This window comes from Shouchella rhizosphaerae, from assembly GCF_900142675.1.
Taxonomy (GTDB): domain Bacteria; phylum Bacillota; class Bacilli; order Bacillales; family Bacillaceae_D; genus Shouchella; species Shouchella rhizosphaerae.
Map to the genome: position 1 here is coordinate 242,533 of NZ_FRBS01000005.1, position 17,003 is coordinate 259,535.

The window sequence follows — 17,003 nt, forward strand, 5'->3', positions numbered from 1 at the left end:
CGCTTGTTTGGATGTAAATGGTCGTGATTTGCTGTTCTTTGTGCAGGCCTCCTCCACATATACATGCAAAAGCAAGGACGCCGCAAAGGAGGTATACTATGGCCCAAAAACCACCGCGTTTACAGCAAGGGGATGCAGTTGGGATCGTCGCTCTTGGTAGCCCCCGCTCTGCTGATGCGATAAATGCGAATGTTGCTTACTTAAGGGGGCTCGGCTTCCAGCCTGTGCTCGGCGAACATGTCTATGCCCGTACCGGATTTTTAGCTGGTCCGCCACAAGACCGCGCCAGTGATTTTATGACGATGATCGAAGACCCTTCGATTAAATGGATTTTGCCGACACGAGGCGGCGTAGGCGTTGCTGGCATTTTTCCATACCTTGATTTTGATACCATACGCGCCAATCCAAAAATCATTTCAGGCTATAGCGACATTACGATTTTATTAAACGTGCTTTACCAGGAAGCAGACTTGATTGGCTTCCATAGTTTGCTTTTGCTTGATTTTCAAAACGGCACGCCTGACTACAATTTCAACCAGTTCTTCTCGTCAACCATGATGCCATCAAGCCCACGCCTTCTAGAAAACCCACCTGGCTTCCCGCTTAACGGCCTCGTTAATGGAAGAGGAAGAGGCCCGCTTGTTGGTGGCAACCTCACCTCTTTTGTTGACAGCCTTGGCACGCCTTATGAAATTGATACAGCCGGAAAAGTCATTTTTTTAGAAGATACGCATGAACCAGTCAATACTGTCTACCGCTATTTGGCACACCTCGAAGCTGCTGGCAAATTCGCTGATTGCGAAGCGATTATTATGGGCACATGCACGAGCTGCCCGATCGCCTACAACACAAGCTATGACGAATTGATTTCCGGTTTTCTTGTGCCTTTAGGCAAACCACTTGTCACGAATCTTCAATCAGGACATGGTTACTACAAAGCCAGTGTGCCAATCGGAGCAGAAGTAGAAGTAGACGGAACAAACGGGCGGATTACGATTTTGGAAAATACCGTGAGTTAAACTATCCCCATTTCAACAAATGGTTTGAAGGAAGCTTATGCCTCAAAATGGGGCGAGCTTCTTTTTCCACTTTCTCTACTTCCGCCTCTATCTAAAACAGGATCTCTCTGAAAAAAGGGTGTTTTTTACATACCCCTCTAGGGTATAATATGAAAAGAGAATGGAAAAGGAGGCATTTTGATGAGGAAACGATTACTAATAACAAGTACTGTACTGGCCGTTAGTTTGGCAGGTTGCGGTGCTGGTTCGGACAACCCAGAGCCTGAACAACCAGCTCATGAAGAGACAGGCGACCACAACAGCGAGCACCACCATGGGGACCATTCAAGTTCTGGTGAAGTACCTGAAGGCTTAAAGGAAGCAGACAATCCTTCCTATCCAGTCGGGAGCAAAGCAACGATGGAAGCTAACCATATGCCAGGAATGAAAGGAACGGAAGCGACCATTGTCGGCGCCTATACAACAACGGCTTATGCTGTATCGTATACGCCAACGACGGGGGAAGCTCCTGTCGAAAACCATAAATGGGTCATACACGAAGAGTTGGAAGGTTATGAAGATGAGGCTTATGCCCCTGGCGATACTGTCGTGCTAAACGCAGATCATATGGAAGGGATGGCTGGAGCCGAGGCAGTCATTGATTCGAGTGAACAGACAACGGTTTATATGGTTGATTTTGAGGCAGATGGCGAAACAGTTCAAAACCATAAATGGGTAACAGAAGACGAATTGCGGTCGCCGTAATCGTCTAACGAACCACAACCATAGCCTAATTGCTGCTTGGCAAGGGCTATGGTTGCTCAAGACTTGGAAGCCATCCCCCTTAATGAGGGGAATCGACTCTTCCTTCCTACGATGTACGAATGAATCGTGTAGAACGTAGCTTATCTCCTTTTTGGTGGAAAGGCGCCATTCGTAATCTTTTTAAGTACTTTTTCTAGGAAAAACATGCAAACAAACAATACAATAATGAGCAACCCAAAGCGAGCAGCTAGCTTTAGCAGCTCATTGGCAATCGGCTCCGTTACTGGCTGCACCACATAATAGAGCGCAGCCACAATGATAGCGACCGCAGCGCCATACGCAACGAAAACACCGGCAGTTTGCCCAATTGAAAGCTGTTTGAACGTTTCTTTGTTTTTCTGATAGGCATACCACAAAACGGCGATCAATACGAGCAGAAGCACAAAAGAATACATCGGTTGTCCCGCCTTACAGTTAAAATAAGTACACCGCGAGTAGCGAACATCGTGGGCACTTATCACGTATTGTAGCATAGTTTTTGCCGCCCGCCATCCGTAAAACATCGGCTAGACTCCTCTTGGCTAAAGCTAACTAACGAGCGAACAGTCAGCTGTTCAAAATGAACAGCTGAAACGCAATGAAAAACCACTACATTTCGGTTGAAGAGCAACCTCTCTACATATAATGAAAAGCCGTAGAATCACTTATTCAATTATTGATCTTCCTTAGCATCCTATCAACGTTTTAATTTGAAGTTAGACTGGTCCTTTTCTATATAAAACCGGGCAAACCGTTCATTGGTTCACCCAGTTTCGATCTTTCCTGTATTTTAGTTTAAATGTCTTATTCTGTTTTTAGCGGTTTTGAGTGAACTTGCGATCCCTCACTGCAAAAGCCGCTTTTTTTCAGCAAGCAACTGCTGAAAGGTTTGGTCCAGTTCCTGCTTTTCGTGTTCATCGACTGCTGTCGAAAGGCGGCCGAGCGTTTCCGACAGCTTCAGTTCAACTGCCAATAGCGCTGCTTTCACCTCTTCAGCACCGTCTCGTTTATGCTCTTCTGCATCAGGCGCAACCATTGTTACGGTCGGTTCCTCGTCAGCGAAGGAAAGGATATGGGTTGCAAGGTCGTCAATCAGTGCTCGTTCATGGGTAACAAAACAAATGGTCCCAGGGTAGGCCTTCAGCACTTCTAACAGTGAGTCCTTTGTCGCGATATCCAAGTAGTTCGTTGGTTCATCAAGGACAAGGACATTGCAATTTGAAAGGAAGACTTTGGCAAGGGAAGCCCTTACTCGCTCACCGCCGCTCAACACAGCCGCTTTCTTATCGACTTCGTCCCTGGAAAATGCCAACCTTGACAAGACTGTGCGGATGAACGTTTGTGTATACGGGCTGTCTTCGATCATATTTTCTAAAACGGTTTTTCCTTCGTGCAAGTTTTCTTGCTGCTGTTGAAAAAATCCGACCTTAGCTGGTGCTGCTACATGCAAGCCGCCGCTGCGGTCAACAATTTGCCGGGCAAGCGTTGTTTTTCCCGATCCGTTCGGTCCAATAATCGCCAACCTAGACCCTGTCGGCACTTCTCCATGAACGTTTGCTTTTAGAATGTTGGCGCCGATTTGTACAGGGCAGCCTTGGAATTGGACCGCTCGTTTGCTATGAAGAGTAGGAAATTGGGCCATATCAAAACGAATTGGCTCAACCTCCTTCGGCTTTTCTTTCACTTCAAGCTGCTCGATTCTCGTCCGCATTGCTTCAGCAGCGCGGTTTAACTTTGCTTTCTGGACACCTGAACTCCGTTTATGCAACCGTGCTTCTGAATTGCCCATCCTGCTCGGTGCTTTCTTAATTTTCGCAGACTTTGCTTGGATCTGTTTGGCTGCCTGCTCCAGCCTGTTCTTTTCTTGGACAAATGCTTCGTATTCTTTGTGTGCTTTTTGCTTGTTGGCCTGTTTTTGCTTAAGATAATGATCGTAATTTCCCTCATATACAGTGAGGCAGCCATCTTCCAGTTCCCAAATGGTCGTACACACTTTATTAACCAATACTTTATCATGGGAAGTTAACAGCACTGCACCATTAAAAGCCGTTAACTCCTTCTCTAGTTGTTCGATTCCGTCTATATCCAAATGGCTCGTTGGCTCATCGGCAATAAAAATATGCGGATCGGATGCTAAAGCAGCGGCAATTTTTTTGCGTGTTTGTTCCCCGCCACTCATTGTTTGGACGCTTCCATCTGGGACATGCCATTTGCTGGCCAACTCTCCTGCCACTGCCTCATTTTCGTTTTCTAGCTGGGGCACATAAGCGACTGAGCCATACGTTTCCACAGTCGCCAAATCAGCCTTTCCCTCGCCGGCCAGTATGCGCAAAAGCGTCGACTTGCCTGCGCCATTGTTTCCGACAAGCCCGACACGGTCGCCTTTATAAAGATAGAGCCCCTTAATATTCAACAGTTCCCGTGCACCAACGCTTTTCTTAATCTCTTTTGCTTTCATTAACAACATAAAAAAACCCCCTCTATATGCTAGAGAGAGTCCGTCCGCAGGAATGTGCGCATACGTCGACCTACTTTTGCCTATACGGGCAGAAAAAATCGCAGTATACGTGCACCTCTATCAAAAAAGCAGACGAATCCCATCTCTAAACATAATTAATCGCCATATTCATGGAGCGGACATAAACGCTCGTTCAATGGATGTTTAATTACTGTTTGTAGATAGAATTACTGCTTCATTGGCTGAGGTACCTTTTCCTTTCTTCGTATTTGACGTTATCATGTCATATGAAAGCCAATCTGTCAACTGCCCACATGAAAATAAGAAAAAAATTGTTAACAGGCATAAGAGCCAGGGCTTAACTCCAACGCCATTACATTCGTTCATCATCAAAACTGTTTATCTCTAAAAATTCGCCTTTATTTCCTGGGAAATCGAACCGTCTTGACATACTTTGGCGAACAAACGCTATTTCAGATGATTGATGGCTCGTTCTTTCTGCCCTGTTTTCCCTGGATAAAGCAACGTTTTTATATACCCTGGGGAACCGCTGGCCATTTCCTTAAAAACAAATGGCCCATCGGATAAAGGCAACCGGTGTGTAATGAGTGGCTTTACTTGCAATGCTCCTGTTTGCAAAGAATGAATCGCCGTTTTCCATTCTTTGCCCGGAAACGGGGCGGACAGCCCATTCCAAGAACCATGGACACGCAATTCGTTTCGTACAATTTTTTCAAAGTAAAAACGCTCGATTGTCACGTCCCCGTATGGAATCCCAAGAAAAACAACTTCTCCGCCTTTCTTCGGCAATGCTAATGCTTGGGCAGAAGTAACCGGAGTCCCCGCTGCTTCAATCGCCACATCTACCCCTTCTCCAGCAGTGAAATCGTGAATTTGTTCATGCACTGGGCCATCAAGTGGATTCACTCGTTGGTCGGCGCCAAGTTCTTTAGCCACTTTTAATTTTTGTTCATCGATATCAATTGCGTATACATATCTGGCACCAAACAATTTTGCCCATTGAATGGCAAGCAAGCCGATGCTTCCGCAGCCGATAATGGCCACATCTGCTCCTGGTTCAATCGCCGTCTTGTAAAAACCGTGTGCCACAACAGCAGCCGGCTCAATGAACGCTGCCGTATCAGCATCAATTTCATTCGGCAATGGGAGGACATTTTCAGCAGGCAACTTCACATATTCTGCAAACGCCCCTGGCTGGACAGCTCCGATAACGGTTAGCGACGGGCACCGTGAATAAGCCCCTTGCCGACATTGGGTGCAGTCGCCGCACGGGAGAGCAGGGCATACGGCGACTCGCATTCCCTCCTTTAAATGGCTGACATTGCTGCCTACTTCCTCAATCGTACCTGAACATTCATGGCCAAACGTCGTCCCGGGAATATAAGGCCCTAGTTTTTTATAACGGGATAAGTCTGATCCGCAAATCCCTGCCGTTTCTACACGGACGATGACTTCATTGTCATTCATGATCGTTGGCTTTGGCGATTGCTCAAAACGGATGTCGCCAGCACCATATAAATTTAAAGCCTCCACTCGCTTTCCTCCTAAATCGCTTTACTCGTTATGCTGTGGCTTTTTTTTATGGCGGATGATGTTAGCGAACGCCACAGCCACAATAAGCGTATTAAAGATGAGTTGGTGTTCAAAGTAAAAGCGCCCCAGTCCTCTAAGCGGCCCAAGCATAAAATCTAGCAAATGTTCAACCATTCTGTCCCTCCGTTGCAGTTCTGCTTTACTCTGGTTTTAAAAGCACTTTTATCGCTTCTCCGCTTTTTATCGCTTGATAAGCTTCCTCCCATTGATGAAGCTCGTATTCATGGGTGACCAGATCACGAGCGTTGACATTGCCTGTTTTTAATAGCATCAGAGAAGGTTCCCAATCAGCTGGCTTCTGACTTCTGCTGCCAATGACGCATATTTCTTTCTGAATAATTGTTTCGAGGTCAAAGGGAATTTCTGATGTAGCAAAAATGCCGACTTGGCTATACTGCCCCTTTTTCCGCAATAACTTTAGCCCTTGATTGGCTGCTTTTACGGCCCCAGAACATTCAAGCACCACATCGGCTCCGTAGCCGTTTGTCAGTTCATTTACGACTTCGCCGACATTCGTTTCTTCGCCATTGACGACGTAATCAATCCCAAGGGCACGCGCCTTCTCAAGGCGAACCTTGTCATGATTGAGGCCGGTTATCAGGACTTTTGCGCCTTTGCTTTTCGCGGCTTGGGCAGCGAGTAAGCCAATTGGACCAGGACCAATGACAACACACAAATCGCCTGCGTTGATTGTTGTTTTCGCTAGCGCATGGTGCGTGCAGGCTAACGGTTCTGTCATCGTTGCTGAACGGAAATCAACATTGTCTGGCAAAAGATGCAAACTCTCTTCCCGGGCAAGTACATACTCAGCGAACCCGCCATCTTGCTGGGTACCAAGGCCTTTGCGCTCGCTGCAAAGGTTGTAGTCTTTCGTTTGGCAATAAGGACATTGCCCGCAAACGGAGAAAGTGGTTTCAGAGGTGACCCGATCCCCTACTTTAAAAGATTGAACGCCAGGCCCGACTTCAACAATTTCTCCTGCAAATTCATGGCCAAGTGTTACCGGGAAGGCCACTTTATAATGGCCTTCATACGTATGGATATCGGACCCACAAATGCCCGCATATTTGACTTTTATTTTGACTTGCTTTTCCCCTGGAGCAGGTTCGGGCTTGTTTTGGAGTTCAACATGTCCAAATCCAGGTGCTGTTTTTACTAATGCTTTCAATTCTAGCCCTCCTACTTTTCGTAAAATTAATCGAATATACCGAATAAACGAACGATTATCCAGTTAATCAGGTTGCCTCCTTGGTCAATGCTGGATATTTGTGCCGAATCTTCCGGCATTGTAAAGTTCCCTTCCATTGCCATTTGCGTAAATAATGGGGCAACATCTGTGGCCAGATAAAGCGAAATCGCAATCATAATCGTTCCTACGATGACTGAATGGACGATATTGCCTCGAGCAGCGCCAACAATAAACGCAACAATAAACGGAATTGTAGCCAAATCGCCAAAAGGCAAAAGCGCATTGCCAGGAAGAATGATTGCTAAAGCGACTGTAATGGGCACTAAAATAAGAGCGGTTGAAATAACAGACGGATGCCCGAGTGCGACGGCTGCGTCAAGACCGATATAAATTTCCCGGTCGCCAAAACGTTTATTCAGCCATTCGCGAGCCGATTCCGATATTGGCAAGAGCCCTTCCATTAAAATTTTAACCATTCGTGGCATTAACACCATTACTGCAGCCATAGCAATGCCAATATCGATCACATCGCCAATGCCATAGCCAGCAAGCAAGCCAATGGCAGCACCGAGAACTAAGCCTATGAACATCGATTCTCCTAAAATGCCAAACCGTTTTTCAATCGTCGCTGGGTCAGCGTTCCATTTATTGACGCCTGGGAGCTTTTGCAGTCCTTTTACTAAAAAGATGCCTGGTGCATAGGAAATCGTGCTACCTGTGGCAATGGAAACCCCAGGCAAGTCATAAAATTCGCTCACCATCGGCGCCGTCCAATCGGCAATCTTTAAACAAATAACTTGAAAAATCACGGCTGCCAGCAAAGACAAAAACAAATTGGACGTTGCCACATATACCATGGCTGCTGTAAACGTATAGTGCCAGAAATTCCATATATCGACGTTCATTGTCTTTGTCGTTTTTGTCACAAGCATAAGCACATTGACCAAAAGACCTAACGGAATAATAAAAGCAGCCACCATGGAAGCCCAAGCAATCGATGAAGATGCCGGCCAGCCTACATCAATAACATTCAGTTCCACACCTAGCCGGTCAACCATCCCTTGTGCAGCCGGCCCTAGATTGTTGACGAGCAAGTCGACGACTAGAAAAATGCCGACGAAGGCAATGCCAATCGTTAACCCAGACCGAAACGCTTTACCTGGTTTTTGCCCGAACAACAACCCTAATAAAAAGATAGCAACGGGCAAAATAACGGTTGCGCCTAAATCTAAGAACCCTTGAATAAAGTTGACAAACCCATCCATGACGTTCCTCCTCTTTTGAAAACACTCAGTTTCGCTTAAGCTTTAAGCGCTTCTAAAATTTCTTTTTTTGTTTGCTCCGTGCCGATGCCTGTTAAAAAAGAGCGGGCATTGATCACAGGGAAAGGAAAATCTGCTTGCGTCATCGCTGTTGTGACTAGCAAGTCAGCAGTATCCTTATGGCTGCCTACTTCCGAAATCTTGATCTGCACTAAGTTGACCTTTAAGCCGTTCTCTTTTGCCATTTCTTCAATCGCGCTATTTACCACTGTCGATGTCGCAATTCCTGCACCACAAGCAACTAGAACTTTTTTTGTTTTCATCAACATCTTCCTCCTTTAGCTTCTGTTCCTAAATGATCGAGAACGACCGTTTTGATTTCTCGTTTCGATGTTGCATACGCTAATTGTGTCATTGCTTTGTTGTTTTGAAATAACTTCATCAGTTGCTGCAAAATCGTTAACTGGGAATGGGCTTCTTCCATTGCCAACATAAAGACAAGTTTCACGGCTACTCTTTCTGAAGCCGTTCCGCCCATTACGCCAAATTCTACAGGTTCGTTTAACTGGGCAATGCTAATCGTCTTTTTGCGCACATGTTCAATATCCGTATGGGGAATGGCTACTGCCATCCCATCCATCGGCAAACCTGTGGGAAACTCATGCTCCCTCGCTATCACCGCGCCAGTGAAACTTTTGTTTACAAATCCGTGGGCGACGAGGTTGTTCGACATGAGCTGTAGAACCTCTTCTTTATGTTTCGCATGCACATTGATTAAAATGGTACTCTCATCGACTAGCATGGTGACCTCCATTTGCTTATTCTCCTAATCCTTTGAATAAAAAGATACGAGCTCCATTATTTCTGTCTCTGTTTTTGCTGCGATCAGCCGCTCTCGCGCTTCTTTTGAACCAGCAAGCTTAATCAACTGCCTTAATGCTCGGATATGTTGGTGCTTATCAATGGCTGCAATCACAACCATGACATGAACCCACTCACCGTCTGAAAAAAGAACTGGTTTTCGCAAATGCAGTAAGCTCATCCCTGCCTCAATTGCGCCTTCCTCAGGGGAAGCATGAGGAATGGCGATGTAGGGGCCAATAATGATGTATGGGTCCCGTTCTTTATTTGACATTAGCGCCTCCACATATCTCTGTTCAATTTTTCCTTGATCGAGCAAAGGTTGGGCAGCTAAAGACAACGCCTCTTCCCATGAAGGCGCTTCAGGGGCAAACGTGATTGAATCTGGTTTGATGAAGGATTGGAGATTCTGCTTTTCCTCTGCCTGGCCATCAGGCATTCGCTCTTCACGATTAGGAAAGAAATATTGCTGCAATTGTTTTTGCAACCCGCTTTCATCTGTAATCAAGGCATGGTTTCGGACAATCTCAATCACTGCGTTGACATTGAACTCAACAGGTGCATAGCCATAAACGTCCTCCATTACTTGGCGCCGTAGTCTTGCCCTGTCTTCTTTCTTTAACAATGAGCTAGTCATATAAAGCCTTTTGTTTGTTTCAAGAGGCGTTTGCGAGAACACCAGATCAAACGCCAAATCACACGTTTGGAATTCACGAACCGATAAAGAATCCAAAAATACAAACTCAGGAAAAAGCTCGCTTAACTCCTTTAACATAAAGCCAGACACCGAAACACCTTGCGGACAGACAACGATCGCTTTTATTTTTTTATTAATGCTCTCCCCTTGCCTCATCATCCAGGAGCCGATTAACATCGTCACATACATTTTCTCCGCCTCTGGCATCCGCTTCCCTAATTGCCGTTCCAACGGTCCAAGGCTACGCTTGACTATATGGTGCAATTCCTTATATTCGTCAGGCAGGATTGGTTTGGCGGCTTCGACGGCTGTCAACTCATATTTCATACGGTAGTACGCAGGCTTAATATGCTGAATCAACTTTTTCAACAGCAAGTCCCGTTCCTGCAAATAAATACAGGCGCTTTTTTCAAATAGCCTTAACACATCGGCCAATGCGGGCATTAAATCAGGCAGCTCCTCTTCCGCATTTACCCATTCAGTCCAATAACGGCTTGTCGTCAGCAAGTAAAGCGTTACGAATAACCGCTCCTGCTTTGGCACGTCTTTTAGATGGCGGAAAATTTCCTCTGTAGCCTGGTACTCTTTCGTATCTGAGAGTTCATCGTATTCGATTGGAAACGGCGGCAACACATGTCCGATGCTAATTCGCTTTAAAACGAGCGTTAAAATATAAGGCATTGCCATCAGTTTTTCATCTGTAAATTGGATGCCTAGCTTCTGTTCGACTTTTTCAATGCAGGCATGGACTTCGCTGATTTCATGTTTTCCAATGTCTGTACCGATTTCAAGTTGCCGTCTGCCTGTCTGTGTTTGCACGACCACTTCCGTTAAGTGAATCAGCAATTTGCGGATTTGCAGTTCTTTGCCTTCCAACAAGTAACCGTATTTCCGCGAATAGCGAACCACCAATTGGAATGGCGTTACAAACTCCTGCACTTTTTTCAAGTCATTTAAAATGGTGTTTTTGCTGTAACCTAACTGGGAATGAAAATGGAGCAGTGACAGCTCTTCCTTTTTTGCTAACAGCATTAATAAAATAAAGTGGACGCGCTGCTCCTCGGTTAAAAACCCTTGTCCATTTGAATGCAGGCAATCTTGTTTCCCCGTAATCTTTGAAAAAACGGATTGATCAACAATAAAATGGCCTTGCCTTGTCCGCTCGATTTCAGGGATATGCTCCCTTTGCAGCCACTCATTGATTTTTTCAATCGCGTAGCTGATCTGCCTGCGGGTAAGTCCGTATTTCTTGGCGATCGTTGCGCTTGTGACTCGGCGATTGCTTGCGATTTCATTGAGTATTTGCTGGCTTCGACCATTAAGTGTCAATGCAGCCCCTCCTTTCAACGTCCATTCTATCATCGTTGCAACCTAAAAAGTATGCGCTTTCATCACAACTTTACGGGCACAAATTGTGCAACGTTTGGATGCGTACATCGTCATCACAAAAGCCGGTTCTCTATGCGAACCGGCTTTTCCCTCCCAATACGACCTCTTCTTTTCAGCTTAAAACTCAGCCGCCTTTACCCGTTTAGCAAACGAAGCCCATTTAAAATAACTAAAATCGTACTTCCTTCGTGGCCGATGACACCGAGTGGCAAATCCAACACTTGCATAAAGTTGGAAAGCACGAGCAAAAGGACAACGGCAATCGAAAAAACAATGTTTTGCTTCACAATACGGTTCATTTTTTTTGACCGCTTGATGGCGTCAGCGATGTTGGGCAATTCATTCTTCATTAAGACCATATCAGCTGTTTCTAACGCTACATCGCTGCCGCCGCCCATCGCGACTCCTAAATCAGCCGCTGCTAAAGCAGGGGCATCGTTAATGCCGTCCCCTACCATAGCAACAGTTCCTATTTCTTGACGTATACGTTTAATTTCCTCCGCTTTCTTGTCTGGCATACAACGGGACACATAACGGTCCACCCCGCTTTGTTCTGCAATTGCCTGCGCCGTTTCCTCTCCATCACCTGTCAACATCACAAGTTGAATTCCCTGTTTTTGTAATGCTTTCATGGCAGCAAGCGTTTCTGGGCGGATTTCATCCCTGAGCGCCAGCACACCGACAATGCCGTTAGTGTCTTGAATGAACACAACCGTTTTTCCTTCAGCCGCTAGCTTCTTCGCTACGCCATTTTGAAAATGTTCTGCTTCCTGCTCACCTACAAATGCAGCCTGGCCTACCCGCCATTCTCCATCATCAAATCGGCCTTTCACGCCAGCTCCAGGCGTATCTTGCACTTGGATGGGATTTAACAGCCTCGTACTGCCCTTTTCCTTCGCATAAGCAACAATTGCTTCTGCCAACGGGTGGGTAGAATGGTGCTCGATTGAAGCCGCATGAAGGAGGACATCATCTTTATTAGCGCCTTCTCGTAAAATAAAATCACATACTTCTGGTTTCCCTTTTGTCAACGTTCCTGTTTTATCAAATGCAATTGCTTTGATTTTGCCGGCATGCTCCACATGGACACCGCCTTTAAACAAAATGCCCCGTTTCGCATTAGCCGAAATCGCCGATAAAACCGCTGGCATAATAGAAGCGACGAGCGCACAAGGCGAGGCAACCACAAGCAAAATCATTGCTCGATACCATGCATTCAGCCAAGTCCAGTCAAATAGCAAGGGTGGCAACAGCGCCACAAGCGCCACTGCGATTAACACCACTTTCACATAGAGTCCTTCAAAGCGCTCAATAAATAGTTGCGAAGGCGATTTTTCTTCTTTCGCCGTCTGTACCATGCGAATAATTTTTTGAACCATTGTTTCTTCCATCGGTTTGGTTATCATTACGACCACCGAGCCTTGCACATTCAATGTTCCAGCAAACACCTCTTGCCCGACTGCTTTCGTAACAGGGATTGCTTCCCCTGTAATAGCCGCTTCATTTAAAGCAGTCATTCCTTCTATGATGTTTCCGTCCGCTGGTACACGTTCCCCTGGCCGAATTAAAATCGAATCGCCAATTCGCAACTTCGCGGCTGGCACAATCGTTTCTTGGCCGCTTTCAAGCAGGACAGCTTCCTCTGGCTGCAATTTCATCAACGCCGAAATTTCTTTATGGCTTTTGTCCATTGTATACGTCTCTAGAGCACCGCTTAAAGCGAAAATAAAAATCAAGATCGCTCCTTCGGCCCAGTAACCGATTATAGCTGCGCCAACCGCTGCGAATACCATCAACATTTCCACGTTTAATTGTTTGTGTTTAAACGTCTCTTCCATGCCTTCCCTTGCCTTAGCATAACCGCCGATCATAAAAGCGCCGCAATATACAGGAATAGCAGCAGCGGCCAGACCGTAGCTGTCAAGGAGCCAGCCAACAACGATCAGCACACCTGATACAAGTGCTGCAAGTAGTTCAGCATGGTCCTTCCATTTCCCAAACCGGTTCCTCCGGTTGTTGATCACAAGTCTCTCTGTAGTGGCAGCCATTGTAATCCCCTCTCTTTTCAATTATTTTAACTAATTGAGAATGAATATCGTTTTCTCTATTTCATTTAAGTCCTTAAAAACAGCTCTATATTCGTTACAAACTAAGTATAACATATAATTATAAAGATTTTCTTATGATAATAATTATCATTAAAATGTTATTCTATTTTAAAAATAAAGGGAGGCGAATGAAGAGGCATATAGAATGTGTGACTGTCGCAAACAACAACTTACATGCCGCCGGGGAGAGTATGTTTTAACTCTCATAGAGGAAAAAATGACTTTCTCGCGAAGCATAGCAGTCAGAAAGGGAGGAATGCTTGATGAAGGTATGGAAAGCCAAGGAAATTGCTCATGAATGGGTATGGGCGTATGCCGAGGGAAAAAAGTGGTTCAAAGGAGCTTATTTTAGTGGTTCCGCCGCTGAACAGGCAGATAATTCGTACTTGGCGCCTCACTCAGATTTAGACATCATGGTCGTCACGTCTTTTGAGGAGCCTCCTTTAAAAATCGGCAAATTTCGCTATAAAGGCGTTTTACTAGAAGTTTCTTTTATTCCTGAAAAGGCGCTGTCATCGGCTGAAGCCGTTCTGTCACACTACCATATCGCCCATGCCTTTCAGAACGACACGATTATTGTTGACCAAGAAGGGTTTCTCAAGCCTTTGCAAAAGGAAGTCGCACGCCACTTTTGCCAAGAACAATGGGTCAAGCGCCGCCTTGCCGATGTCCGTTCAAAATCGGAGAGAGGGCTAGAACAACTTCACGTTGAAAAACCGTTTCACGAGCTTGTCATGAACTGGCTTTTCCCGACTGGTGTCGTCGCCCATCTTTTTCTTGTCGCCGCCTTACGCAACCCTACTGTACGGCTTCGTTACTTAGCGGCAAAAGATGTGCTCACGTCTTACCAACTGGAGGACGTATATGAGCATTTGCTTCACCAATTAGGTTGCCAACACATGGATGCCAAACAGGCCAAGCGCCATTTAACGGCACTGGCCCATACGTTTGACATGACGGTAAAGCTGAAAAAAACAGCTTTCTTTTTTAGCTCTGACATTTCACTAGAAGCACGCCCACTGGCAGTAGATGGCACAGAAAAACTGATTGACGAAGGCCACCACCGTGAGGCCATTTTTTGGATCATTGCCACGTTTGCCCGCTGCCATCTGATATTAGCTGCAGATTGCCCAACTAGCCATCAAGCAGAACTCGGCTATTTTCAAGAAGCGTTAGCTGATATCGGCATTGCAAATCATGCTGATTTGTTAAACAAAGCCGCCTACACTCGTTCAACAATGGGAACGATGTGTAAAGCGGCTCTTAACATCCTAGAAAGAAATCCAGCTATTGTGTGCACGTAACGCCAATCCAATCGTCAAGAAGAACGTTACCCCGATGACGCTATTCGTTTTTTGATGTGCATCGCCGCTTCCTTTGGCTTTTCGGCTTTAGTGACCCCGCTGCCGACAATGATGACGTCTGGCCGGTATGGGAGAATCACTGGCAACGATTCAACCGTAACACCACCGGCAATAGCCGTTTTTAGTCCAGTTCCTTCGACTAACTGAAACAGCCCTTGTCCAAGCTGTTTATGCTGCTGTTCGTCCTTGCCGAGATGAAGCCCGACAAATGAAACGCCTTGTTCTTTCAATGCCTTCACTTGCTCGGTTTTGTCAACGCCAAGGAGGTCAACCATCATTTCTTTGCCTTCTTGGCTGGCTACTGAAAGCGTCTCCGCAATGGTGGCAGCTGGAGCGAATGCCATGACCGTTGCGATATCGGCGCCTGCTGCAAACGCTTGTCGTGCCTCGTGTTTCCCGGCATCGCAAATTTTCATGTCAGCAAGCAGCGTGTGGCGGGGGAACGCTTTGCGCATTTGCCTTACAATTTCCATGCCGTATTCTTTGATAACGCCAGTGCCTATTTCAATTATATCAATAGCGTCACTTGTATCTTCCACTAGCGCAAAACACGTTTCCCAATCAAGGCGGTCGAGCGCAAGCTGCAACTTCATGTCGATTCCCCTTTCCTCAATACTAGCGTTCAATTCGTTCAAGCTCGCCGAGCTGCGCTTGCACTTCTTCTAAATAAGGCAAGCCTTCGTTGTCCCCGACAATGCTGACGACCATCGAACCTATTGTGTTAGCAAATGCCAGCATCCGTTCAAGAGGCCAACCTTGGAGATACCCATACAACAGTCCAGCATCAAAGCCGTCTCCAGCGCCAACTGTGTCGACGACTTTTGTCGCCTGCACTGGTGCTGCCTCGACGACTTTGCCTTGATAACTGCCGACCGAGCCATTCTCTCCTCGTTTAATTGCTACTAAGTCTATCCCAAGCTTCGTCGTTTCAGCGATAATCTCAGTTGGGTCGCTTGTTCCGAGAATAATCTCCATCTCTTCATCGCCTGTGAGGAGAATGTCAACTTCTTGCAAAAGCGGGTACAGAGCAAGTCGCGCTTCCTCTTTGCTCCAAAGGCGCAGGCGAATATTGGGGTCAAACGCAACTTTTACGCCATTTTCTTTGGCAAGCTTGATTGCTTGCTTTGTCACTGCCATATTGCCAGTGGCAACTGCTGGGTAAATCCCTGTTAAATGGAGAATTTTCGCTTGTTGGAAATAGCTCGGGTTTAAATCCTCAGGCTTTAATGTCTCTGTTGGCGACGGATTGCGATAATAAAGAGTGCGTCCCGCTCCGTTTGCCATGATTTCTTTAAAGTTAAGCGATGTGGCATAGCCGTCGACTAATTTCGTTTCGCTGACGTCTACCCCTTCGCCTCGGGCAAATGTTTGAATATGCTGGCCAAATTCATCTTTCCCAAGCCGGCTAATCCAGCCTGTTTTTAAGCCTAGTCGTGAACAGCCAATTGCCACATTTAATTCAGCTCCGCCAACACGGCGCTCGAACGAGTGGACAAATTTTAGTGGCCCAGTCGCATTTGGGCTAAAAGAGATCATTGCATCTCCTAGTGTAATGACATCAAACATTGAATTCGTCTCCTTTTGTTATATGATGGATACCGTTTTTGCTTGCTACAATGGCTTCGCAAGCCATGTCCAAAAATAGGCCTGTTTCTACGACGCCAACAAGTTTTTTCACCTTTTCATGCAAGCTATAAGGATCGCGAATGTTGCCAAAATCACAGTCAAGTATCCAATTATGGTTATCTGAAACAAATGGGCTTTTGCCCGTTTGCCGCAAACTCGCTACACCGCCTAGCGCTTCAATCCGCATGGCTGTTGTTTCCCACCCAAATGGAATGATCTCGACTGGTAGTTTGAAAGCGCCCAACTCCTCTACAAGCTTGCTTTCATCGGCAAGTACGACGAGACGCTTCGCTGCTGCCGCTACCAGTTTTTCTCGTAAAAGCGACCCGCCGCCCCCTTTTAATAGCATAAGGCCAGGGGCAATTTCATCAGCTCCGTCAAAAGCGACCTCTAGCTTTTCCTTTGTTGGAAAATCGATGATGTGTATGCCACATGCTTTAGCAAGTGCTTCCGTTTTCCGTGAGGCCGCCACAGCTTGTATGTTCAGCCCTTCTTTTGCTTTTTCTCCTAACACACGGACAAATTCAAACACCGTTGAACCAGAACCTAGCCCGATCTTCATGCCATCTTTCACATACTCTGCAGCAGCTTCCGCCGCCATTCTTTTCAGCTGATCCAAATAAGACGCTCCCC

16 protein-coding genes are annotated in these 17,003 nt (G+C 46.1%); 3 read left to right on the forward strand and 13 right to left on the reverse strand.

What is annotated here, in order from left to right:
- Positions 1 to 98 precede the first annotated feature (98 nt).
- A complete protein-coding gene (locus tag BUC05_RS15345) occupies positions 99 to 1,019 on the forward strand; it encodes a S66 peptidase family protein (protein WP_035203063.1) in 921 nt (306 codons plus the stop codon).
- 180 nt (positions 1,020 to 1,199) lie between these two features.
- Positions 1,200 to 1,763: a YdhK family protein gene (locus BUC05_RS15350; protein ID WP_073305284.1), complete on the forward strand. Its 564-nt coding sequence runs from the start codon at positions 1,200 to 1,202 to the stop codon at positions 1,761 to 1,763.
- A 140-nt stretch (positions 1,764 to 1,903) separates the two neighbouring features.
- On the opposite strand, the gene BUC05_RS15355 is transcribed toward BUC05_RS15350, so the two are convergent.
- The 10 genes from BUC05_RS15355 to BUC05_RS15395 form a co-directional block, all read right to left on the reverse strand.
- Complete coding sequence (locus BUC05_RS15355; protein WP_035203069.1) at positions 1,904 to 2,218, reverse strand: hypothetical protein; 315 nt, start codon at positions 2,216 to 2,218, stop codon at positions 1,904 to 1,906.
- Between the two features lie 428 nt (positions 2,219 to 2,646).
- Positions 2,647 to 4,269 (reverse strand): ribosomal protection-like ABC-F family protein, encoded by a 1,623-nt coding sequence (abc-f, locus tag BUC05_RS15360; protein ID WP_073305286.1) that lies wholly within the window; start codon positions 4,267 to 4,269, stop codon positions 2,647 to 2,649.
- Positions 4,270 to 4,728: 459 nt separating this feature from the next.
- Positions 4,729 to 5,814, reverse strand: a complete 1,086-nt coding sequence (locus BUC05_RS15365; protein WP_073305288.1) for a galactitol-1-phosphate 5-dehydrogenase — start codon at positions 5,812 to 5,814, stop codon at positions 4,729 to 4,731.
- Between the two features lie 21 nt (positions 5,815 to 5,835).
- A complete protein-coding gene (locus BUC05_RS21545; RefSeq protein WP_167369582.1) occupies positions 5,836 to 5,988 on the reverse strand; it encodes a hypothetical protein in 153 nt (50 codons plus the stop codon).
- A 25-nt stretch (positions 5,989 to 6,013) separates the two neighbouring features.
- Positions 6,014 to 7,042 carry a zinc-binding dehydrogenase gene (locus tag BUC05_RS15370; protein ID WP_073305290.1) on the reverse strand — a complete coding sequence of 343 codons (1,029 nt, stop codon included), beginning with the start codon at positions 7,040 to 7,042 and terminating at the stop codon, positions 6,014 to 6,016.
- Between the two features lie 26 nt (positions 7,043 to 7,068).
- On the reverse strand, positions 7,069 to 8,328 hold the full coding sequence (locus BUC05_RS15375) for a galactitol-specific PTS transporter subunit IIC (RefSeq protein ID WP_035203079.1): 1,260 nt from the start codon (positions 8,326 to 8,328) through the stop codon (positions 7,069 to 7,071).
- Positions 8,329 to 8,363: 35 nt separating this feature from the next.
- A complete protein-coding gene (locus BUC05_RS15380) occupies positions 8,364 to 8,648 on the reverse strand; it encodes a PTS sugar transporter subunit IIB (protein WP_035203081.1) in 285 nt (94 codons plus the stop codon).
- Positions 8,648 to 9,139: a PTS sugar transporter subunit IIA gene (locus BUC05_RS15385; RefSeq protein ID WP_051881168.1), complete on the reverse strand. Its 492-nt coding sequence runs from the start codon at positions 9,137 to 9,139 to the stop codon at positions 8,648 to 8,650. The genes BUC05_RS15380 and BUC05_RS15385 overlap by 1 nt, the downstream gene beginning before the upstream one ends.
- Positions 9,140 to 9,151: 12 nt before the next feature.
- Positions 9,152 to 11,212, reverse strand: a complete 2,061-nt coding sequence (locus tag BUC05_RS15390; RefSeq protein WP_073305292.1) for a BglG family transcription antiterminator — start codon at positions 11,210 to 11,212, stop codon at positions 9,152 to 9,154.
- 194 nt (positions 11,213 to 11,406) lie between these two features.
- Positions 11,407 to 13,320, reverse strand: coding sequence for a heavy metal translocating P-type ATPase (locus tag BUC05_RS15395; protein WP_011248188.1), 1,914 nt, complete (start codon positions 13,318 to 13,320; stop codon positions 11,407 to 11,409).
- 323 nt (positions 13,321 to 13,643) lie between these two features.
- Here BUC05_RS15395 and BUC05_RS15400 point away from each other — a divergent pair, with 323 nt between their 5' ends.
- Positions 13,644 to 14,684, forward strand: a complete 1,041-nt coding sequence (locus tag BUC05_RS15400) for a hypothetical protein (protein WP_011248189.1) — start codon at positions 13,644 to 13,646, stop codon at positions 14,682 to 14,684.
- 26 nt (positions 14,685 to 14,710) lie between these two features.
- Here the strand turns inward: BUC05_RS15400 and hxlA are convergent, their stop codons facing one another.
- Genes hxlA through rpiA form a run of 3 tightly spaced genes read right to left on the reverse strand, consistent with a single transcriptional unit; the run spans position 14,711 to position 16,989 of the window.
- Entirely contained in the window at positions 14,711 to 15,337 is a 627-nt protein-coding gene (gene hxlA, locus BUC05_RS15405) for a 3-hexulose-6-phosphate synthase (RefSeq protein WP_011248190.1), read from the reverse strand.
- Positions 15,338 to 15,359: 22 nt separating this feature from the next.
- Complete coding sequence (locus tag BUC05_RS15410; RefSeq protein WP_035203088.1) at positions 15,360 to 16,310, reverse strand: sugar kinase; 951 nt, start codon at positions 16,308 to 16,310, stop codon at positions 15,360 to 15,362.
- Entirely contained in the window at positions 16,303 to 16,989 is a 687-nt protein-coding gene (gene rpiA, locus BUC05_RS15415; RefSeq protein WP_084140076.1) for a ribose-5-phosphate isomerase RpiA, read from the reverse strand. Before rpiA ends, BUC05_RS15410 begins: the two co-directional genes overlap by 8 nt.
- Between the last annotated feature and the right edge of the window lie 14 nt (positions 16,990 to 17,003).

Excerpts from the sequence above, each read along its gene's own strand:
- BUC05_RS21545 (WP_167369582.1), bottom strand. The coding sequence starts at position 5,988 with ATGGTTGAACATTTGCTAGATTTTATGCTTGGGCCGCTTAGAGGACTG.
- BUC05_RS15410 (WP_035203088.1), bottom strand. The coding sequence starts at position 16,310 with ATGTTTGATGTCATTACACTAGGAGATGCAATGATCTCTTTTAGCCCA.
- BUC05_RS15355 (WP_035203069.1), bottom strand. The coding sequence starts at position 2,218 with ATGTATTCTTTTGTGCTTCTGCTCGTATTGATCGCCGTTTTGTGGTAT.
- BUC05_RS15395 (WP_011248188.1), bottom strand. The coding sequence starts at position 13,320 with ATGGCTGCCACTACAGAGAGACTTGTGATCAACAACCGGAGGAACCGG.
- hxlA (WP_011248190.1), bottom strand. The coding sequence starts at position 15,337 with ATGAAGTTGCAGCTTGCGCTCGACCGCCTTGATTGGGAAACGTGTTTT.
- BUC05_RS15350 (WP_073305284.1), top strand. The coding sequence starts at position 1,200 with ATGAGGAAACGATTACTAATAACAAGTACTGTACTGGCCGTTAGTTTG.
- BUC05_RS15380 (WP_035203081.1), bottom strand. The coding sequence starts at position 8,648 with ATGAAAACAAAAAAAGTTCTAGTTGCTTGTGGTGCAGGAATTGCGACA.
- BUC05_RS15400 (WP_011248189.1), top strand. The coding sequence starts at position 13,644 with ATGAAGGTATGGAAAGCCAAGGAAATTGCTCATGAATGGGTATGGGCG.
- BUC05_RS15345 (WP_035203063.1), top strand. The coding sequence starts at position 99 with ATGGCCCAAAAACCACCGCGTTTACAGCAAGGGGATGCAGTTGGGATC.
- BUC05_RS15385 (WP_051881168.1), bottom strand. The coding sequence starts at position 9,139 with ATGGAGGTCACCATGCTAGTCGATGAGAGTACCATTTTAATCAATGTG.
- abc-f (WP_073305286.1), bottom strand. The coding sequence starts at position 4,269 with ATGTTGTTAATGAAAGCAAAAGAGATTAAGAAAAGCGTTGGTGCACGG.
- BUC05_RS15375 (WP_035203079.1), bottom strand. The coding sequence starts at position 8,328 with ATGGATGGGTTTGTCAACTTTATTCAAGGGTTCTTAGATTTAGGCGCA.